The 19,293-nt window shown below is 73.0% G+C and carries 19 protein-coding genes; 7 read left to right on the top strand and 12 right to left on the bottom strand.

Annotation, left to right across the window (positions count from 1 at the left end):
- Nucleotides 1-54: 54 nt before the first annotated feature.
- The 4 genes from B0I33_RS02330 (at nt 55) to B0I33_RS02315 (ending at nt 5,503) form a co-directional block, all read left to right on the top strand.
- Nucleotides 55-771 (top strand): response regulator, encoded by a 717-nt coding sequence (locus B0I33_RS02330; RefSeq protein WP_106176795.1) that lies wholly within the window; start codon nt 55-57, stop codon nt 769-771.
- A 63-nt stretch (nt 772-834) separates the two neighbouring features.
- Nucleotides 835-2,076, top strand: coding sequence for a ribonuclease D (locus tag B0I33_RS02325; protein ID WP_106176794.1), 1,242 nt, complete (start codon nt 835-837; stop codon nt 2,074-2,076).
- 92 nt (nt 2,077-2,168) lie between these two features.
- On the top strand, nt 2,169-3,398 hold the full coding sequence (locus B0I33_RS02320; RefSeq protein WP_181193148.1) for a thiolase family protein: 1,230 nt from the start codon (nt 2,169-2,171) through the stop codon (nt 3,396-3,398).
- On the top strand, nt 3,395-5,503 hold the full coding sequence (locus B0I33_RS02315) for a 3-hydroxyacyl-CoA dehydrogenase NAD-binding domain-containing protein (protein WP_106176793.1): 2,109 nt from the start codon (nt 3,395-3,397) through the stop codon (nt 5,501-5,503). The genes B0I33_RS02320 and B0I33_RS02315 overlap by 4 nt, the downstream gene beginning before the upstream one ends.
- Nucleotides 5,504-5,564: 61 nt before the next feature.
- On the opposite strand, the gene B0I33_RS02310 is transcribed toward B0I33_RS02315, so the two are convergent.
- From B0I33_RS02310 to B0I33_RS02300, 3 genes are read right to left on the bottom strand one after another with little or no spacing between them, the layout of a single operon-like run.
- Nucleotides 5,565-7,238 (bottom strand): WXG100 family type VII secretion target, encoded by a 1,674-nt coding sequence (locus B0I33_RS02310; protein ID WP_106176792.1) that lies wholly within the window; start codon nt 7,236-7,238, stop codon nt 5,565-5,567.
- Nucleotides 7,235-7,543, bottom strand: a complete 309-nt coding sequence (locus B0I33_RS02305) for a type VII secretion target (protein WP_106176791.1) — start codon at nt 7,541-7,543, stop codon at nt 7,235-7,237. The genes B0I33_RS02310 and B0I33_RS02305 overlap by 4 nt, the downstream gene beginning before the upstream one ends.
- Nucleotides 7,540-8,028 carry a YbaB/EbfC family nucleoid-associated protein gene (locus tag B0I33_RS02300; RefSeq protein WP_281259335.1) on the bottom strand — a complete coding sequence of 163 codons (489 nt, stop codon included), beginning with the start codon at nt 8,026-8,028 and terminating at the stop codon, nt 7,540-7,542. Before B0I33_RS02300 ends, B0I33_RS02305 begins: the two co-directional genes overlap by 4 nt.
- A gap of 358 nt (nt 8,029-8,386) precedes the next feature.
- Between B0I33_RS02300 and B0I33_RS02295 the strand changes: the two genes are divergently transcribed.
- From B0I33_RS02295 to B0I33_RS02285, 3 genes are read left to right on the top strand one after another with little or no spacing between them, the layout of a single operon-like run.
- Nucleotides 8,387-9,217 (top strand): ESX secretion-associated protein EspG, encoded by an 831-nt coding sequence (locus tag B0I33_RS02295; RefSeq protein WP_106176790.1) that lies wholly within the window; start codon nt 8,387-8,389, stop codon nt 9,215-9,217.
- Between the two features lie 33 nt (nt 9,218-9,250).
- Complete coding sequence (locus tag B0I33_RS02290) at nt 9,251-9,667, top strand: hypothetical protein (RefSeq protein WP_106176789.1); 417 nt, start codon at nt 9,251-9,253, stop codon at nt 9,665-9,667.
- Between the two features lie 53 nt (nt 9,668-9,720).
- Entirely contained in the window at nt 9,721-11,577 is a 1,857-nt protein-coding gene (locus B0I33_RS02285; RefSeq protein ID WP_106176788.1) for a hypothetical protein, read from the top strand.
- A 105-nt stretch (nt 11,578-11,682) separates the two neighbouring features.
- Here the strand turns inward: B0I33_RS02285 and B0I33_RS02280 are convergent, their stop codons facing one another.
- From B0I33_RS02280 to B0I33_RS02240, 9 genes are all read right to left on the bottom strand, one after another.
- On the bottom strand, nt 11,683-12,066 hold the full coding sequence (locus B0I33_RS02280) for a PIN domain-containing protein (protein ID WP_342750043.1): 384 nt from the start codon (nt 12,064-12,066) through the stop codon (nt 11,683-11,685).
- Between the two features lie 41 nt (nt 12,067-12,107).
- The gene (locus B0I33_RS02275) at nt 12,108-12,395 is read right to left on the bottom strand and encodes a type II toxin-antitoxin system Phd/YefM family antitoxin (RefSeq protein ID WP_106176787.1); all 288 of its coding nucleotides are present in this window, start codon (nt 12,393-12,395) and stop codon (nt 12,108-12,110) included.
- Between the two features lie 32 nt (nt 12,396-12,427).
- Nucleotides 12,428-13,249: an aldo/keto reductase gene (locus tag B0I33_RS02270; protein ID WP_106176786.1), complete on the bottom strand. Its 822-nt coding sequence runs from the start codon at nt 13,247-13,249 to the stop codon at nt 12,428-12,430.
- Nucleotides 13,250-13,266: 17 nt separating this feature from the next.
- Nucleotides 13,267-14,403, bottom strand: a complete 1,137-nt coding sequence (locus B0I33_RS02265) for a sensor histidine kinase (RefSeq protein WP_106176785.1) — start codon at nt 14,401-14,403, stop codon at nt 13,267-13,269.
- On the bottom strand, nt 14,400-15,077 hold the full coding sequence (locus B0I33_RS02260) for a response regulator transcription factor (protein WP_106176784.1): 678 nt from the start codon (nt 15,075-15,077) through the stop codon (nt 14,400-14,402). Before B0I33_RS02260 ends, B0I33_RS02265 begins: the two co-directional genes overlap by 4 nt.
- Nucleotides 15,078-15,125: 48 nt before the next feature.
- Nucleotides 15,126-15,674, bottom strand: coding sequence for a sigma-70 family RNA polymerase sigma factor (locus tag B0I33_RS02255; protein ID WP_106176783.1), 549 nt, complete (start codon nt 15,672-15,674; stop codon nt 15,126-15,128).
- 101 nt (nt 15,675-15,775) lie between these two features.
- Nucleotides 15,776-16,711 (bottom strand): hypothetical protein, encoded by a 936-nt coding sequence (locus B0I33_RS02250; RefSeq protein WP_106176782.1) that lies wholly within the window; start codon nt 16,709-16,711, stop codon nt 15,776-15,778.
- A 109-nt stretch (nt 16,712-16,820) separates the two neighbouring features.
- Nucleotides 16,821-18,329 carry a DUF1996 domain-containing protein gene (locus B0I33_RS02245; protein ID WP_106176781.1) on the bottom strand — a complete coding sequence of 503 codons (1,509 nt, stop codon included), beginning with the start codon at nt 18,327-18,329 and terminating at the stop codon, nt 16,821-16,823.
- 234 nt (nt 18,330-18,563) lie between these two features.
- A complete protein-coding gene (locus tag B0I33_RS02240) occupies nt 18,564-19,292 on the bottom strand; it encodes a zf-HC2 domain-containing protein (protein WP_106177015.1) in 729 nt (242 codons plus the stop codon).
- Nucleotide 19,293 lies beyond the last annotated feature (1 nt).

Here is a 19,293-nt window from a genome sequence, read left to right as displayed (position 1 = left end):
CCGAAAGTCCCGGTGCCGGTCGGGGGGCACGACCGACTCCAGGGAGGTAGTGACGTGGCTGCCGTCGGCTTCACTCAGGCCGTCCGATCCACGCCAGCCGGTGCGTTGCCGGCGAGCATGGTCCCGCATCCGCGGGAAGAGTTGTTCTCGGTGTTGGTGGTCGACGACCACCCACTGTTGAGGGAGGCGATTGCCGCACGACTAGCGCAGATGGGCGCGGGCACAGTGCACGAGGCCGCCACGGTGGCCGAGGCGAGGGCGAGGGCCACGGCCACCGGGCCGTGTGACCTGGCGATCCTCGACCTCGGGCTGCCGGACGGCAGCGGTATCGAGCTGGTTACGGAGCTCCGTAGCAACGGCTGGCCGCGTGTCGTGGTGCTCGCGTCGTCCGACGACCCGTACGCGGTCCGCTCGGCGTTCCAGGCCGGTGCCCAGGCATACCTGCTCAAGTCCGCGTCGCCGGTGGTGGTCACCGACGGCGTGCGCAGGGTGCTGGAGGGCGGCGTGTACGCCGATCCGAGCGTGGCCCCGGTGCTCGCCACCGGCACCCGCGTGGCGGGCACCGACAACACCCCGCGCGAGCTCTCCGCGCGCGAGGTGGAGGTGCTGCAGCTCGTGGCGGACGGGCAGTCGAACAAGGAGATCGGTGAGGAGCTCAGCCTCTCCGCGCTCACGGTGAAGTCCCACCTGTCGCGGATCGGCCGCAAGCTCGGCACCGGTGACCGGGCGCAGATGGTCGCGCTGGCGATGCGCGCGGGTGTCATCCGCTGAACACGGTGCGCTACGGGGCGGGCTGACCAGGCGCGGTAAGCCCGTCCCGTAGGGTCCAACACTGTGGACACCGCAGATCATGGCCCCGGCACGCCGGCGGAGTCCGCGCCCGTCCCGCTGACGGAGCCCGCGGACGGCACACCGCCGGTCGTCTCGGACGTCGCGGAGCTGCGCCGTGCCTGCGAGCGGCTCGCCGCGGGCACCGGCGCGTTCGCCGTCGACACCGAGCGGGCGTCCGGCTACCGCTACTGGCCGAAGGCGTACCTCGTCCAGCTGCGCAGGGAGGGTGCGGGCACCGTCCTCATCGACCCCATCCCGTTGCGCGACGAGCTGGGCCCGCTGGCCGAGGTGCTCGGCAGCACCGAGTGGGTGCTGCACGCCGCCTCGCAGGACCTGCCGTGCCTCGACGAGCTCGGCCTCCGCCCGCCCGCCCTGTTCGACACCGAACTCGCCGGGCGGCTCGCCGGGTACGAGCGCGTCGCGCTGGGCACGCTGGTCGAGCTGTTGCTGGGCTACCGCCTGGAGAAGGGCCACAGCGCCGCCGACTGGTCGAAACGCCCGCTGCCCACCGCGTGGCTCGACTACGCCGCGCTGGACGTCGAGCTGCTGCTGCCGCTGCGCGAGAAGCTGGAGGCCGAGCTGGCCACCCAGGGCAAGCTCGAATGGGCGCGCCAGGAGTTCGAGGCCGTGCGCACCTCGCCGCCCGCGCCGCCGCGCGCGGAGCCGTGGCGCCGCACGTCCGGCATCCACAAGATCCGCACCGCCCGCGGGCTGGCCGCGGTGCGCGCGCTGTGGGAGGCCCGCGACGCGCTCGCCCGCAAGCGGGACCGCGCGCCGAGCCGCGTCCTGCCCGACAGCGCGATCATCAACGCCGTGCTCGCCGACCCGAGGACGGTCGCCGACCTGCAGGCGCTGCCGGTGTTCGGCGGCCGGGTGCAACGCCGCTACACGGCCAACTGGCTGCGGCACCTGCAGGCCGCGCGGGTGCTGCCCTCGGCGGAGCTGCCCGACCCCGCGGTCGGCAACGAGGGCCCGCCCCCGGTCAACCGGTGGGCCGACAAGGACCCGGACGCAGCCGCCCGGCTGGCCGCGGCGAGGACCGCGCTCGCGCGGATCGCCGAGCACCACCGGCTTCCGGTGGAGAACCTGCTGCTGCCCGACCTGCTGCGGCGAACGTGCTGGCGGCCGCCGGAGGACCGCTCGCCCGAGGGCGTCGCCGAGGTGCTGCGCGAGGGCGGCGCGCGGCCCTGGCAGATCGAGCTCACCGCCGACGAACTCAGCAAGGCCCTGCGGCTGCGCGTGTGAGCCACTCGACAGTGCCACCACCCTAGTTACCGGTCAGTAACTAGGGCTATCGTGCGGGTATCCGAGTTTTCCGTTCTTTCGAAGGAGCACCCGTGGCCGCACCCGTCAACCCGGCCGCGCCGACCGCGCGTGCCGGGCGCACCGTGGCCTTCGTCGAAGGGGTCCGAACCCCGTTCGGCAAGGCAGGCGACAAGGGCATCTACGCCAACACCCGGGCCGACGACCTCGTCGTGAAGGTCATCCGCGAGCTGCTGCGCAGGCACCCCGAGCTGCCGCCGGAGCGCGTCGACGACGTGGCGATCGCCGCGACCACGCAGACCGGCGACCAGGGCCTGACCATCGGCCGCACCGCGGCGCTGCTGGCCGGGTTGCCGAAGACCGTCCCCGGCTTCGCCATCGACCGCATGTGCGCGGGCGCGATGACCGCCGTCACCACCACCGCGGGCGGAATCGCCTTCGGCGCCTACGACGTCGTGATCGCCGGCGGGGTCGAGCACATGGGCCGCCACCCGATGGGCGAGGGCGTCGACCCGAACCCCCGGTTCGTCGCCGACAAGCTGGTGGACGAGTCGGCCCTCGTGATGGGCCAGACCGCGGAGAACCTGCACGACCGGTTCCCCGGCATCACCAGGCAGCGCACCGACGCCTACGCCGCGCGCAGCCAGGAGCGGTTCGCGACCGCGGTGAAGGAGGGCAACATCGGGCCCGACCTGGTGCCCGTCGCCATCCGCACCGAGCTCGGCTGGGACCTGGCCACGCAGGACGAGCCGCCGCGTCCCGGCACCACCGTCGAGCAGCTCGCCGGGCTGAAGACACCGTTCCGGCCGCACGGGCGGGTCACCGCGGGCAACGCGGCGGGCCTCAACGACGGCGCGACCGGCGCGCTGCTCGCGGACGAGGACACCGCGCGCGAGCTCGGCCTGCCGGTGGGCATGCGCCTCGTCGGCTACGCCTTCGCCGGGGTCGACCCCGAGGTGATGGGCGTCGGCCCGGTGCCGGCCACCGAGAAGGCGCTCGCCCGCGCCGGACTGTCCATCTCAGACATTGGCCTGTTCGAGATCAACGAGGCGTTCGCCGTCCAGGTGCTCGCCTTCCTCGACCACTTCGGCATCCCGGAGGACGACGAGCGCGTCAACCCGTGGGGCGGCGCCATCGCGTGCGGCCACCCGCTGGCCTCCTCCGGTGTGCGGCTCATGACCCAGCTCTCGCGCCAGTTCGCCCAGCGGCCCGAGGTGCGCTACGGCATGACGACCATGTGCATCGGCATCGGCATGGGCGGAACGGTGATCTGGGAGAACCCCGCTTGGGAGGGACACAAGTGATTTCCGCAGCAGAGGCGAAAGACGCCTTCCCCGACGAGGTCGTCACGCACGCGACGACCCGCCTGGTCTCCGTGCCCGGCCTGGACAAGCCGGTCGCGCTGATCACCATCGACAACGGGCACGACCACAACCGTCCCTCGACGTTCGGCCCGCAGAGCCTGGTGAGCCTCAACGCGGCGCTCGACGAGGCGTTCGCCGCCGAGCCGGCCGCCATCGCGGTGACCGGCAAGCCGTTCGTCTTCGCCGTGGGCGCCGACCTCTCCGGCGTCGAGCAGATCGCCCGGCGCGACCTGGCGGTGCAGATCGCGCAGACGGGCCACGACGTGTTCCGCAGGCTCACCGAGTCGGCGATCCCCACCTTCGCGTTCGTCAACGGCGCGGCGATGGGCGGCGGGCTGGAGCTGGCGCTGTCGTGCCACTACCGGACGCTCGCCGACAACGTCGCGGCCATCGCGCTGCCCGAGGTGTTCCTCGGTCTGTTCCCCGGCTGGGGCGGCACCCAGCTGCTGCCGAACCTGGTCGGGCCGGACGCCGCGGTGACGGTGATCATCGAGAACGCGCTGAACCAGAACAAGATGCTCAAGCCCGCGCAGGCCCTCGAACTCGGCATCACCGACGAGCTGTTCGGCTCGGCCGACTTCCTCGAGCAGTCGCTGGCCTGGCTGGTGCGGGTCGTCCGGGGCGAGCACACGCCCGCGCGACCGGAGATCGACCGCGGTTCCGGATGGGACGCCGCGATCGGCCGCGCGAAGGCCGTCGTCGAGGGCAAGACGAAGGGTGCCTCCCCCGGTGCGAACAAGGCGGTCGAGCTGCTCGAACTGGCCCGCAACGCCGATCTGGACACCGGCTACGCCGCCGAGACCGAGGCGCTGGCCGACGTGCTGATGACCGACACGCTCCGGGCCGGGCTGTACTCGTTCAACCTCGTCAACAAGCGCGCGAAGCGGCCTGCCGGCGCCCCGGACAGGTCGCTGGCCAGGAAGGTGGGCAAGGTCGGCATCGTCGGCGCCGGCCTGATGGCCAGCCAGCTGGCCCTGCTGTTCGTGCGGAGGCTCAAGGTGCCGGTGGTGCTCACCGACATCGACCAGGACCGCATCGACCAGGGTGTGTCCTCTGTGCACGATGAGGTGGGCAAGCTGCTGAGCAAGGGGCGGATCTCGCCGGACGAGGCCAACCGGCTCAAGGCGCTGGTCACCGGCTCGCTGGACAAGGCCGACTTCGCCGACGCCGACTTCGTGATCGAAGCGGTGTTCGAGGAGCTCGGCGTCAAGCGGCAGGTGTTCGCCGAGGTGGAGCAGCACGTCTCCGCCGAGGCGGTGCTCGCCACCAACACCTCGTCGCTGTCGGTCACGCAGATGGCGGCCGGCCTGCGGCACCCCGAACGGGTCGTGGGCTTCCACTTCTTCAACCCGGTCGCCGTGCTCCCGCTGCTGGAGATCGTGCGTGGCGAGCGCACCGACGACACCACGCTGGCCACGGCGTTCGCCGTCGGCAAGCAACTGAGGAAGTCGTGCGTGCTGGTCAAGGACGCCCCCGCGTTCGTGGTGAACCGCCTGCTCACCCGCTTCCTCGGCGAGGTGCTCGCGACCGTGGACGAGGGCACGCCGTTCGACGTCGCCGACTCGGCACTCGACCCGCTGGGCCTGCCGATGTCGCCGATGACGCTGCTGCAGCTCGTCGGCCCGCCGGTGGCCCTGCACGTGGCGGAGACCATGCACGAGGCGTTCCCGGACCGTTTCGGGGTGAGCGACAACCTGCGCCGCTTCGTGGAGGCGGGCAAGAACGCGGTGTGGACGTGGGACGAGCAGGGCAACCAGCGGCTCGACCCGGAGGTCGCCGAGCTGTGGCGGCAGGATGACCGGCCCTCCACCGCCGAGCAGGTGCGCGAGCGGGCGCTGTCGGCCCTCGCCGAGGAGGTGCGGATCATGCTCGACGAGGGCGTGGTCGCCGAGGCTCAGGACATCGACCTGTGCCTGATTCTCGGTGCGGGCTGGCCGTTCTGGCTCGGGGGCATCACGCCGTACCTCGACCGCTCCGGGGTCTCCGAGAAGGTCAACGGCAAGCCGTTCCTCGCGCCCGGGGTCGCCTCCGTCCCCAGCGCCTGACGGGCGGCCGCCGACGGGAAGGGCACCTCCCCCGCTGGATGCGGGGAGGGTGCCCTTCCCGTCACTCGTCGTCCGACGGTGCGGCGTTCGCGGGCACGCCCTTGATGAGGTCGACGATCGTCTTCCCGGTCAGTCCCCGCTTGCCGAACCACGGGTCGGTCATCACCTTGACCGCCTCTTCGAGCTTGCGCGTGTTCTCGGCGCCGAGGACCTTCGCCATCTGGTCGGCCGACCACTTGCTCACGGTGTCGAACTTGTCCAGGATCTCCGGCGTCACGCCCGGCTGCTCGGCGAGCTTGTCCCGGATGAACTGCGTGACGTCATCGGGAATCGGCCGCTTGAGCGGTGGTGGTTCGGCCGGCGTGCCGGGTGCCGCGTCGTCCCCGGGCTTCGCCGGACCCGCGGGTGCGCTGTCGTCGGGCTTCGGCGAGGCGGGAGCGGGCGGCGGGTTGTCGTCCGGCCTCGGCGGCGCGGCCCCGTCCGGCTTCGGCGGCGCCGCGGCGGGCGCGGCCTCCGGTCGTGGTGGGGGCTGCGGCGCCGGTGGTTCCGGTGCGGCCTGGGCCCCGTCCGGCTTCGGTGATCCGGGACGGTCCGGTGCCGGTGCCGGTGCCGGTGCCGACGAGGCTGCCTGCTCGTCGGGCTTCGCCGGAGCGGGCGGCGAGGTCTCCGGCTTCGGCGCGGGCGGCGCTGTCGGTGGGGGCGCCGCCGGTGGGGGCGCTGTCGGTGGGGGCGGCGCCCCGTCCGGCTTCGGCGATCCGGGCGGCACGGCGTCATCCGGCTTCGGGGCAGGAGGTGGTGCCGGCGCCGGATCGTCCGGTTTCGACGGCGCAGGGCCGGGTTCCGGCCCCCCGGACGGCGCGTCCGGCTTCGGTGGTGCCGGCTCGGGCGACGGCGATCTGTGCCCGGATCCCGGTCCCGGCGGCGCGGCTCCCCCACCCGCCTTGCCGCCGTTCCCGGCCGCAGCGGCGAAGTCGTCGCCCGCCTTGCCGAGCGTGCCCATCGAGGTGGCGAGCTCACCGAGCCACTTGGTCAGCTGCGCCATCTTCGCGCCGATCTTGCCGAGCGCCACGGCGACGGCGCCGATGGTCGTGGTGATGAAGAGCGCGATCGAGGCGCCGAAGGTCACCGGCGCGAGCGCCATCGCGATGAGCGCACCCTTGAGGATCGTCGCGAGCAGCATCGCGATCATGTCGCGGACGACGCCGCGGATGGCGCCGACGATGCCGCCGGCGATCTTCATCTGCTTGCCGGCGGAGTCGATGTAGTCGCCCAGCACGACCAGTTGCTCGCCGACCGCGTCCATGTTCTTCCGGAACTGGTCGGCGGCGTCCCCCGACCAGCCCTGCAGCAACGTGTCGAGCGCCTTCCGGTGGCCCTCCGACCACTGGGCCAGCTTCTCCTTCTCGTCCTCGATGGCTTTCTCGGCCGCGCTGATGCCGACCGGGTCACCCCACATCACGTCCAGCGGCCAGCGCAGCACCGAGATGTGCTCGATGAGCCAGCCGATGCCCGCCGCCAGCAGGCTTCCGATCGGGTCGAGCGCGAGGCCCAGTGTCTCCAGCGCGAGGCCTGCGGAACCGATGCCGATGCCGACCTTGTTGTTCTCCTCGACGGACTTGGCCAGCCCCGCGCCCGCGTCGAAGATCCCGCCGCCGGCGAACTTGTGGTCGTCGTCGGTGACCAGGTGCCGGGGATCGTGCAGACCGACATCGCCTGGCCGGTACTCGCCGCTCATACCTCGTACTCCGCGATCGACGTGCGAGTGTCCTCTTCCGTGGCCTCGTACTCCTTCGCCGCCGTGGCGAGGTCGTCGGCGAAACCGGCGATGACGGTCGCGTACTCGCCGAGCTGACGTTCGGCGCCGGCGCAGAACTTGCTCGCCCCGGCACCGAACAGCTGGCCGATCAGGCCGAAGATCCCGACGTCCGCGACGCAGCCACCGACCGTCGCCGCGCTGTCCCGCAGCGCGCTCTCCAGCGTGCCGAGATGTCTGCCGAACTCGACCAGCCGGTCCGGTTCGACGTGGAAACCACCGCTCACCAGGGCCTCGCCTCGTCCTCGTCGTTCTCGTCGGACGCCCGGCGGCGCCGCGCAGGTGGCTGCTGCCGGGGCGGCACCGATGCCGGTGGCGGCGGTGGTGCCGGTGGCGGTGAAGGTGGCGGTTCCGCGGCGTCCGCGCCCTGCTCCCCTGGCTCACCTGGTTCCGTCTCGGGTGGCAGGTAGCTGCGGATCAGGTCGGCGGCCTCACTGTCGCCGCTGACGGCGACGAAGGCGTCGGTGACGGAGCGCGCGGTCTGGCGCTGCGCGAGGCGGACCGTCTCCATGATCGCCGCGGTCAGCCTGGCGGGCCCCAGCTCGCAGGCCCGGTGGCCCAGCCGGAGATCGCGCAGCGCTCCGTTGGGCGCCACCGTCGCGGTGACCGAACCGTCCCGCGAGCTGACCGTCGCCGCGGAGTCGGTGAACGCCTCGCTGAGCGCGGCCGCCTTCTCCCGCATCTCCTTGGCCTGCCTGTCGAGGAAATGCACAAAGTCCTCGCCAGGCTTCAGATTCGGATGCACATCCACTCCCAGGGAAGGCTTCGGCCTGCTGCACGTTCCGGTGAACAAAGGGTTTCGCGCGGACATATCGACGGTGAAAGTCAGCGACAAACAAGACCGACCTCCCTCCACAAGGGAAGGAAGCCGGCGGCCGCGGGGGCACGGCTGCCAACCTAGCGACTCTCCGCGGCGAGGTCCAGACAACCCCGGAATGTCGGCGAAAAACGCTCATCTGAGCATCGGGAGTCCACAGTGGCACGTCGTGTACCGCGCTGAGCGAACCACTGCTATTGTCCGCTTCGTTTCCTGAGTTGGTGACCTTCCCGGAAAGGCGGCCTCCGGCAACGTGTCCGAAAGTTTCGAGTTCGTGCTGGACAGCGTCGAGGCGAGCGTCATCGGTCAGGCGCTCGGCGTCGAGGTGCGGCGCTTCCCGCTGCGCTTCCGCCACAGCACGGCGGATCCGCTCCGCCGGATGAAGCTGGCCGCGCTCGTGACGGAACGGTTGGCGCGACGCGGTCTCGTCGCCGGAGACCGGCTGCATCCCCGGCTCACCGAGGCGTTCGAACTGTTCACCGAGCCCCGCGTCACCGCGGCCATCTCCGGCATCGACGGGCTCGGCGCCGACATCGCGGTGCTCGCACTGACCGACGGGGCGCGGGCGCTCGGCGTCACCCAGCCCCCGGGCGGGGACGAGTTGCTGTTCGCGCTGTTCTCCGACGACGACCTCGTCGACGTGCTCGCCGGCGTGCTGCCCGCGCTCCGGGCGGCCGAGGGAACGCCCGCGACGGTGCGGTGGAGTGTCACCGGGCCCCGCTCCGCGCTGGCCGCGCGGCGGGCGGCCGCGCAGCGCCACGACGACGAGGAGACCGCGGCCTTCGGCGACCTGCGGATCGCCGATCTGGTGGAACCACCGGCCCCCCGCGGGCACCGGGCGGACAGCGACGAACACCGGTTACGGCGGGCGCTGGCCGGGCGACGGCTCGGCGGCGGGCACATCACGGTGACCGGCAGGGGCGACCGCGGTGCGCCGCATTCGGTGAGCTGGCTCGACACCGAGACCGGCCGCTACCTCGTCCACACCGAGGAACTCGGGCACGACATCGTCGCCCGCTACGAGCCCGCGGGTCACCACGAGGTGACTCGCGCCCTGCGGGACGCGGTTTCCCGCGCTTACTGAGCCTGCTGAGCCTGCTGACCCCGGAGGGAACCGATGAGTGACGAGAACGTCCAGGCCGCCCGCCAGATGGCGGCCGCCGTCACGGCGGTCCGCGCGCTCAGCGGCGTGGAGCTCAAGCGCCTGGCCGACAGCGGCGGCTTCGCCGTGGACGAGACGACGGGCGACCGCATGATCCGGGCCCTCGAGGAGATGATCGACACACTGGACGCCCGGTGGGCCGCACTCCAGAAGCTGGGCACCGTGCCCCCGCTGAGCACGACGGCGACGGCGCGATGGGTCGCCCGGCACACCGCGAACACCGCCACCGACGACCGGGGCCTGCTGACACAGCTGCAGCGTGCCCGCGCCGAACTGCCGCAGTACGTGGAGGCGATCCGCGCCGCCAAGCGTCGCTACGCCGATGCCGAGACCGGGGCCCGCACGTCGATCGAGCGCGTCGCCCGGTCCTGACACCCAGCCAGTCCGCCGCCGCGGCGGCCGTCACCGGAACGAGGTGCCACTCCGTGTCCACATCCGCCGAACCGACCCGCGCGGTGTCGGATCCGCACAGCGCGTCCTACGACCCGCGGAGTCCGTACTACGACGTCACCGCCGACCCCTCGTCGCCGTTCTACGTGGGACCCGTCGACGGGACCGCACTGTCCGGCGACGACATCCGGGCCGAGGTCACCTGGCTGGCCGACCGGGACCCGCTGGTACGGGCGCTGTCCGCCCAGGAGAAGGACGCGGAGATCCAGCGCCGGTACCTGGACGCGGTGTCCGAAGCCCGCCAGGGACTCGACGACGACCTCGAGGTCCGGGCTCCCGGCCAGGCACCCCGAACCCTGTGGGACAACGCTTCGCACGAGCAGATGGAACACGCCATCGGTACCGACGCCGACTCCGTCGCCATCGCGGAGACCTCGGAGGAGTGGGTGCGGCTCGGCAACGAGCTGTCCCAGCACCAGCGGGCTGTCGCCGACGCCATCGAGGACAGCATGGGCGACTGGACCGGCGACGGTGCCGACGCCGCGCGCAGGCACCTTGCCGACGTCGCGCGGTGGCTCGGCGCCACCGCGGCCGGGGCGGTGCTCACCGGCCGCCAGCAGCAGATCCACTCGCAGATGCTCAACGAAACGCAGAAGCGGATGGCCGCGAATCCGCCCGTGCCGTTCTCCGTGCAGGAGGCCAACGCCGCGCTGCAGCGGATCACCGATCCCGTGGCGTACGCGCAGGCAGCCCAGCAGGCGATCGCGACGATGCACGCGCAGCAAGCCGCGCGGGAACAGGCCGCGCGGGTCATGACGCAGTTCGACGACACGATCGGTGCGGCGATCACCATGCCGCTGTTCCCGCCGCCACCCAAGCTGGGCGGTGCCACCGGCGACGCCACCGGGGGCTCCCGGTTGCCCGGCGGCGCCGCGGGCGCTCCCGGCGCGTCCGTGGCGGCCGGTTCCCGGATCGCGGGCACCCTGGCACGAGCGGACATCCCGGTCGCGGGCACGACGCCGGGTGACGCGGTCGCGGACGGCGCCGCGGGCCCGGAGGGCGCCGGCGCGGGAAGCGCGGTCCCGGCCGGGGTGGGACCAGCGGTCCCGGTACCGGACCTGCCCGCCGCCGGGGCCGTGTCCGCGCACCCGCCGTTCGGCGCACCCGCAGGCGAGCACGACGGGCTCGCACCGTACGGCACGGTGGACCAGCCCACCATGGGCGGCATCGTCGAGCCCCCGGCCCGCACCGCGCAGTACACCCCGTCGATCCCCGTGCCGGATCCGCCCTCGGCCGGGAGCCCGTTCGCCCGCGGCGGCACCGTACCCGGCGTCGGCTCCGGTGACTCGACGACGTCCGCCTCGGCGTTCGGGCCGCCCGAACTCGACCGTCCGGGCATCGGCAAGGCCTCCGCACCGGGCTGGGCGGGCGGCGTTAACGGCGACAGCATCGCCGGGCGGCTCGGCACCACGGGGGGCATGACCAGCGGCGGCAGCGGCGGGGCCGCACTCGGCGGCCCGTTCCCGGGAGGTGTCGGCAGCCTTGCCCGGGAGACGGGCGGGGCGGGTTCGTCACCACGGTCCGGCGGCCCGGCAGGTTCCCCGGCCCCCGGCGGTTCCCCCACGGCGACCGGTTCCGGCTCGGGCAGGCCCGGCGGGCCTGCCGAGAGCGCCGCGGGCCGCCCGCCGGGTGGTGCGGCTGCCCAGGGCGGCCGCGGGGCGCCCGGGATGATGGGCCCCGCCGCGGCAGGGGGACGGCAGCGGGAAGAGGACAAGGAGCACCGGGTCGCCGGATACCTCGAAGGCGGCGACGAGCTCTTCGCGGGCGAGAAGGCGATCGCGCCACCGGTGATCGGCGACTGGAAGAACAACAAGGACAACGACTGGCGGTAGGTGGCGTGCCGTCCTCGTCCTCAGCCGTGGGACGGGGACGGCTGGAACGGGACGCACCGGGTGGTTCGCCGCCGGGAATCCGGCAAGGCGCCACCGTATAGGTCGTTATACGGAGATCACGTCGAGGAGCCGGTCGAGACCCGCGAAGTCGGCGGCGTTGCGGGTGACCAGCGGCAGCCGGCTCGCCGCCGCCGTCGCCGCGATCTGCAGGTCGAGCCGCCGCGGCCGGGGACTGCGGCCCGCCCGGCGCACGAGGGCCGCCATCGTGCCGTAGACCTTGGCCGCCGCCGTGTCGAACGGCACCACCTCGAACCGCCGCAGGGCGGCGTAGTAGCGCTCCGTGCGCGCCGCCCGCTCGACCGGGTCGTCGACGTCGAGGCCGTACGCCAGCTCGCCGATCGACACCGCGCTCACCAGCGGCCGCGCCTGGGCCAGATCGCCCAGGTCGAGCTGGTCCAGGTCGATGACCGCGCACGTGTCGAGCAGCACCTCATGAGGCACGGTAGGCCGATCGGGCACGGTGGGTGGCGTCACCGCCGCGACCACGGGTCCTCGGGCTCGTCCGGCCCGAACACCGCGTCGTCCTCCGCCCGTTCGGCACGCCAGCGCCGCCCGTCCACCGGCGGCAGCCGCCGGAACTCCTCCCGCACCTCGGCCAGGGTGTACCGCGGGGTGTGCCACGCGCGCCGGTGCGGCACCAGGTCCGCGACCGGCCGCCCGTGCCGGGTGACGACGAAGCTCTCCCCCGCCTCCACCCGGCGCATGATCTCCGCGTTGTCGTTGCGGAGCTCACGCTGGCCGATGATCTCTGCGGTCATAGCACAACCGTAGCGCAGTGGAGCACGTTGTGCTACGCGAGCGTGTCGGGGTGCGGCCCGATCCGCTCCCCCTCCTCCAGCGTGGCCAGCCCGGCCGTGTCCTGCGCGTCGAGCTCGAAGTCGAACACGGCGATGTTCTCCGCGATCCGTTCCGGCGTCACCGACTTCGGGATCACCACGTGGCCCATCTCCAGGTGCCACCGCAGCACCACCTGCGCCGGGGTGCGGCCGTGCTTGCGCGCGATCGTCTGGATCACCTCGTGCCGCAGCAGGTCGCCGCCCCTGGCGAGCGGGCTCCACGCCTCGGTGACGATGCCGTGCTCGTCGTGGAAGCCCCGCAGCTCCGCCTGCTGCAACCGGGGATGCAGCTCGATCTGGTTCACCGCGGGCGTCGTGCCGGTCTCGTCGAACAGCCGCCGCAGGTGCGGCACCTGGAAGTTGGACACGCCGATCGCGCGCGACCGGCCGTCGGACGCGATCTTCTCCAGCGCCCGCCACGTGTCCACGTAGCGGTCCCGGCTCGGCACGGGCCAGTGGATGAGGTACAGGTCGACGTAGTCGAGCCCGAGCTCACGCAGGCTCGCGTCGAACGCCCGCAGCGCGGCGTCGTAGCCGTGCTCGGTGTTCCACAGTTTCGTGGTGACGAACACGTCCTCGCGGGGCAGCCCCGAGTCGCGCACGGCCCGGCCCACCCCGCGCTCGTTGCGGTAGAGGGTCGCGGTGTCGATGCTCCGATAGCCCGCCTCGAACGCCGTGTGCACCGCACGCTCGACCTCGTCGTCGGCGATCTTGTAGACGCCGAAGCCCACACGGGGCATGCGGATGCCGTTGTTCAGCTCGACCGTCTGCTCCATGCCCAGACCGTAACCCGTCAGTGTGCCGCGGGCAGGAACACGGTCACCCCGAGCCCGCCGCCCACGACCGGTTCGGCGTGGACGGACCCGCCGTGCGCCTCCACGGCGGCGCGCACGATCGACAGCCCCAGCCCGGCTCCCGACCGCGCCGTGCGCGCCACACCGGCCCGCCGGAACGGCTCGAACAGCTCGGCCACGGTGGCCGGGTCGATCAGCGGGCCCGTCGAACGGACACGCAGCACGGCATACCGCTCGTCCGCGCCGGTCGACACCTCGATCCAGCCGCGGTCCACGTTGTGCCGCACCGCGTTCTCCAGCAGGTTGCCCGCCACGCGCTCCAGCAGGGCCGGATCCCCGTGGGTGACAGCGGGCGCGGTGTCGAACTCCACCCGCAGCCCCCGGTCCGCCGCCTCCGCCCGGACGGCACGCCACGCGCTGTCCGCGACCGCCGCCAGGTCGACCGGCTCGGTGACCGCGAGCCCGGCGCCGTCGGTGCGGGCGAGCAACAGCAACGACCCGACGAGCCGCTCGGCCCGCTCCGTCGCGTCCCGCACGACGCCGGCCATGCGGCGCAGCTCCGCCTCGTCGGCGTGCTCGTCGGCCAGCGTGACGTCCAGCTCGGTGCGGACCACCGACAGCGGAGTGCGCAGCTCGTGGCTGGCGTTGGCGACGAAGTGCCGCTGCGCGTCGAACGCCGCCTGCAGCCGGTCGAGCATCGCGTCGAACGTCTCGGCCAGCTCGGCCAGCTCGCCGCGGGCGCCGATGTCCCCGATGCGCTGCCCCATCGACTCGACCGAGAGCCTGCGGGCGGTGCCGGTGATGTCCCGCAGCGGGCGCAGCACGTGCGACGTCAGCGTCCAGGCGAGCACGCCGGTGGCCGCGACGACGAAGAAGAACGCCGCGGCTCCGGCCACCAGCATCTGCCGCCTCGCGTGCGCGCGCAGGTGCTCGGCCAGCGTGGACGCCTCGACCTCGACGCCGTCGACCCGCACCGTGGTACCCGGCGGCAGCTGCGGCACGGCCGCGACCGCGTCACCGACCAGCTGCCACGCCAGCCACAGCAGCACGAGGCTGACGGCGGCGGCCAGCGCGGTCGCGAGCAGGGTGATCCGGGCGCGCAGGCTGCGCACGCCGAGGGCGGCGAGGCCCTTCACCTGCTGCGCGAGCCGGCACCCGGTACGCGGTACCCCGAACCGACCACGGTCTCGATGATCCCCGGCTCGCCGAGCTTCTTCCGCAGGGTCATGACCGTGACCCGGACCGTGGTGGTGAACGGGTCGGCGTTCTCATCCCACACCCGTTCCAGCAGGTCCTCGCTGCTCACCACGGCGCCGCCCGCGGAGAGCAGCACCTCGAGCACGCCGAACTCCTTGCGGGTGAGCTCGACGGGCCGCCCGGAGCGGTGCACGGTGCGCCGGGCCGGGTCCAGCTCGATGTCGTCGGCCGTGAGCAGCGGCGGCGCGGCCGGGGTGGCCCGCCTGCCGAGCGCCCGCACGCGGGCCACCAGCTCGGGGAAGGCGAACGGCTTGGCGAGGTAGTCGTCCGCGCCGAGGGACAGGCCCTCCACCCGGTCGGCCACCGCGCCGCTCGCCGTCAGCATGAGCACGCGGGTCAGCTCACCGGAGGTGACGATCTCCTTGCACAGGTCGTCACCGGACATACCCGGCAGGTCCCGGTCGAGCAGCACCACGTCGTACCGCGTGACGCTCGCCTTCTCGTGGCCCTCGTCGCCGTTGTACGCGACGTCGACCGCCATACCCTCCCGGCGCAGCCCGCGCGCGATCGCCTCGGCGAGGGGCTCCTCGTCCTCAACTACCAATACCCGCACGTCAACACCGTGTCACACGTTCCTGAGAGAATTCTGTACGGCACCAACCTACACGGACTTCGCGACCGGACGGTCGCGCGCGGCGCCGAGCATGGCCCGCAGTGACCGCAAGGCGTGGTGGGAGCGCGACTTCACCGTCCCGGCGGGCACACCGAGATGGCGTGCGGCCTCCTCGATCGTGTGACCCCGGAAGTACAGTTCGGTGAGCACGTCCCGGTGTTCGGGCCGCAGCCGCGCGAGTGCCTCGACCACCACCAGGGAGTCCACGACGGACTCCGCGTGATCCCGCTGCACGGGCGGGGTCCGCGGGGTCTCGGTCACCTCCTTCGGCCGCGCCTGGCGCGCCCGGTGCCGGTCGGTGACGATGTTGCGGGCGACGGTGAGCAGCCAGCCGCGCACCGAGCCCTTGCCGTCGAGCAGTGCGTCCGGCCTGCGCCACGCCCGCAGCAACGTCTCCTGCACCACGTCCTCGGCGGCGGCGCGGTCGCCGGTCAGCCGGGTGACGTACGCCAGGAGCGTGCCGCCGTGCTCGGCGTAGAGCGAGCGGATCAGCACCTCGTCGGCCGCGTCCTCCCGGCTGGCCCACAACGCAGCCATCCGGCGGCCCCTTTCCTCCGCCCGGTCCGCGGCGGCGGTGGCGGTCCGGCGGGGGTGGTGAGGCGGCACCCCCGCCGGACCGCCGGTCCGGGTGCGGCTGGTCAGTAGTTGGAACTGTCGTACTCGCCCGAGCCGTCCGCGCCCGCTTCCCCGGCCGCCCGGCCCGTGGGCTTCTTGTCGGGCGAGACCTTGCACCCGTCGGGTTCGACGGCGTACCAGACGTCGCCCACACCGTGCCCGGCCGCCTGGCCGGGCACGGTGTCCTCGGCGTAGCGGTACACCGGCCAGCCGCCCACGGTCACCTGTTCGGTGCCGTCGGACCGGCGGACCTCACCGACGATGGCGGGGTCGACGCCGCTGAGCTCGACCTCGCCCTCGGCGAGCAGCGGCGGCCACTTCTCCGCGCAGTCGCCGTCGCAGGTGGCCTTCGGCGGCTTGCTGCCGTCCTCGGTGAACAGGTACAGCGTGCGGCCGTTCTGGTCGGTCAGGACGGTGCCGAGGCCGCCGATGTCGGTGGTCCGCACGGCGGTCTCGCCCGCCTCCCCACCGTCCGGGGTGACGGCCGCCCAGGTGCCGCCGACGCCCTGGCCGTTCGCCTGGCCGGGCGCGGTGTCCTTCGCGTAGCGGTACACCGGCCAGCCACTCACGGTCACCTGTTCGGTGCCGTCGGACCGGGTGAGCTTCCCGACGAGGTTCTGGTCCACGCCCTCGACCCGGACGGCACCGTCGGCCAGCAACGGCGGCCAGGCGGTGGCGCAGTCCGCCTCGCACACCGATGCCGGCAGGTCGGCCGAGTCGTTGGCGAACCGGTAGAGGGTGCGGCCGTTCTGGTCGGTCAGCACCTCGCCGAGGTCCCCGACCTCGGCGGCGACGAGTTCCACCTGGCCGTTCCCCTCCGCCTGCCCGGACGGCTGGGCCTGCTGCTGCACGGCGGCGGGTGAGGGCGTTCCGGCTCCGCCGGTGCCGTAGCCGCACGCCGTCAGCAACGCCAGTCCGGCGACAGCGCCGACGGGAACGGCGATTCCTTTGCGAGACATCGTGTTTCTCCTTGCGTGGTGGTCGATCCCGCGCCGTGCGGGTTCGGTCGGCAATGGACACACGCGGGCCGGATGCCCGTGGTTCACGGGATTCCGTGGCCCCGCAGGTTCACTCCCTGCACGTCTCGCCGTCGTTGATGCAGTTCACGACGCGGTTCATGATGTCCTGGGTCATCACGTTGGCGAAGTCGTCGTGATCGGAGGCCGGGTTGTTGTTCTCCTCGGGGAAGGAGTCGATGGCGTACTGCCCGGCTTCCTGGACCTCCCTGGGGATGTCGTAGGACAGGGTGATCCGCAGCTGCGGCACCGCGGTGAACCCGTCCGGGCACTGACCGGTCTCCTCGTCGGGGAAGACGATGTGGTCGCGGTGGTTGGGGCTGTCGATGTTCTCGCCGTCCCAGCAGCTCGGGAAGTCGTGGATCCGCAGGACGTCGCTGCCCTCGGGGCAGACGGGATAGCGGTCGATCAGCCGGTCGGTGAAGCCCTCGCAGGAGAACGCGGGCCGCGCGAGCGCGTCACCGTTGGCCGTCGGCTTCGCCTGTCCGGTCAGCACGCGGAGGAACCGCGGCATGGCCGACACGGGCCCGGCCGGGCTGCCCCGGAAGGTGATGTCGACGTCCGCGGCGCGCTGGATCTCACCCTCGTTGCCGGGCAGCTCGAAGTTCTCGCCCTGCGGTTCGGCGAACTCGCCGTCCTGCCCGCCGTCCGGTGCGCCATCGCCCTCGCTGTTCTCGCCGCCGTTGTCGATGCCGCCCTCGTCCTGGTCCCGCTCGGCACACGGCACCAGTCGGCGCAGCTCCTCCATCCGCTGGCCGAACCGGCGCAGGATCGTCCGGATACGGTCGATGGTGGCGGCCCGCCTGGCCTCGAGCGGCCCGAGGACGGCGTTGCGGACGAAGTCCGGCCCACCCTCGCCGCGGGTGGCCTCGATCCGCCGGTCGGCCTGCGCCTCCTGCCGGTCGAGGCTGGCCAGCTCCCGGTTGACCTGGCCCATCGCGGCGTCCGGCACCGGCGGCAGCTCGGTCACCACGTCGGGACACTCGACCCGGGGCAGGCGCAGCCGGTCGAGCGCACGCGAACGCAGGCTCGCGTTGCGCCGCACCTCGTCGCGCCAGCGTTTGCCCGGCCCGGCGTTTCCGCGGTCGCCGTCCCCGGAGCCGTCGCCTGCCTCGGTGTTCACCCGCAGCACCGGCCAGTAGTAGCTGGACAGGTCTCCGTTGGCACACGTGGTCTCGGCCGCGGCCAGGCTCTCGTTGGTGGACTCGGAGTTGGTCGACAGGTTGCCGACGTAGTCGTGCACGTGCTGGGCACCGTTGGCGACACCGGGCTGGGCGATGACGTTGTCGGCGTTGAAGTGCCCTTCCTCGTTGCGGCCACAGTCCACGGTGAACGTGCCCGTGGAGGCGTCCGCACCGGGTGGTACCGGGTCCACATTGGGCGCCACGGTCGTGATGTCGACGTAGCGCGGGTCGCCGGCCGTGTCGTCGGCACCCGCGCGACCGGGGTCGCCCGCCGTGGTGACCACGGCGAGCCCGCCGACGGCGAGAGCCAGAGCGATGGCCCCGGTCGCGAGCTTGGTTCTGCGGGTCACGCGGTGCCGCCCTTGGTTTCGGGGCATGCGGCATTCACCTCGTTCACGTTCCGCCCCGGGCACGGCAGCAGCGCACGCACCGGCGGGGCGACGGGTCGGGATTGTTCCGGCGAGGGGGAAACCCGGTCCGCACAAGGGATCCGGGACCGCCGGGCCGCCGTTTTGTTGCGGCACTGGGGAATACGGCGGCCGCAGGCGAGTAGTTCAAAACGCGATCTCGCCGTTATACTTCCGTTATCTGACGTGGGGCGGTGCCCGCGGTCAGCGCGCCACCGTGGCGAGCACCGTGCCGGTGTCGGTGCGCACCTCGAACCGCGCGATCTGCGCCGGGGTGAGCCCGGCGCCGCCCACGATCCGCAGCGGCTCGGGCGACCCGGGAACGCCGTAGCCCTCCTCGGGCACGGTCCAGCCCGCCGCGACATGGGTGGTGCCGTCCCGCTCGATCGCGACGAGCACGCACCGCAGGGGGCCGGTGACGCCGCCCAGCCGCAGCTCGACGGCACTGCCCCACTCGGTCGCCCGCACCGCCACCTCGGCACTCGCCGCCGCGTCCGCCTCCGTCGGGCGGAACAGGTCCACCTCGCCCGGCGGCGGCACGGAGGTGCCGGCCACACTCGCCACCGGAGCCTCGGCCCTGGGCAGCGGCACCCCGGGATCGGGAGCGGAGACCGCCAAGGTGACCAGCGGGCCCGCGAGCACGAGGAGCGCGGCCGCGACCCCGGCGACGCGGGCGATCCGGCGCCGCCTCCTCCGGGTGGCGGCGACCTCGCCGAGCAGGCCCTCCAGCACTCGCGGGCCCGGCTCGGGCGCGGGCGGTTCCGGCCAGCGCTGCCGGATCCGGTCCAGCACGTCGGGCAGCTCGTACAGCTCCAGCAGGTCGAGCTGACAGTGCGGGCAGTCGAGCAGGTGCGCCTCGAAGGCCGCGTTCTCGGCGTCGTCGAGGACTCCGAGCACGTAGGCGGCCACATCCGTGTGCGCGGCACCGGCCATG

Source organism: Prauserella shujinwangii, assembly GCF_003001955.1.
Classification (GTDB): Bacteria; Actinomycetota; Actinomycetes; order Mycobacteriales; family Pseudonocardiaceae; genus Qaidamihabitans; species Qaidamihabitans shujinwangii.
Note: the sequence above shows the minus strand (reverse complement) of the source record. Positions and strands in the feature narration are given on the sequence as shown.

What these genes read in the sequence shown, in the direction of transcription:
- B0I33_RS02250 (WP_106176782.1), bottom strand. Translation starts at nt 16,711, where the DNA reads ATGTCTCGCAAAGGAATCGCCGTTCCCGTCGGCGCTGTCGCCGGACTG.
- B0I33_RS02290 (WP_106176789.1), top strand. Translation starts at nt 9,251, where the DNA reads ATGAGTGACGAGAACGTCCAGGCCGCCCGCCAGATGGCGGCCGCCGTC.
- B0I33_RS02255 (WP_106176783.1), bottom strand. Translation starts at nt 15,674, where the DNA reads ATGGCTGCGTTGTGGGCCAGCCGGGAGGACGCGGCCGACGAGGTGCTG.
- B0I33_RS02275 (WP_106176787.1), bottom strand. Translation starts at nt 12,395, where the DNA reads ATGACCGCAGAGATCATCGGCCAGCGTGAGCTCCGCAACGACAACGCG.
- B0I33_RS02245 (WP_106176781.1), bottom strand. Translation starts at nt 18,329, where the DNA reads ATGCCCCGAAACCAAGGGCGGCACCGCGTGACCCGCAGAACCAAGCTC.
- B0I33_RS02310 (WP_106176792.1), bottom strand. Translation starts at nt 7,238, where the DNA reads ATGAGCGGCGAGTACCGGCCAGGCGATGTCGGTCTGCACGATCCCCGG.
- B0I33_RS02240 (WP_106177015.1), bottom strand. Translation starts at nt 19,292, where the DNA reads ATGGCCGGTGCCGCGCACACGGATGTGGCCGCCTACGTGCTCGGAGTC.
- B0I33_RS02270 (WP_106176786.1), bottom strand. Translation starts at nt 13,249, where the DNA reads ATGGAGCAGACGGTCGAGCTGAACAACGGCATCCGCATGCCCCGTGTG.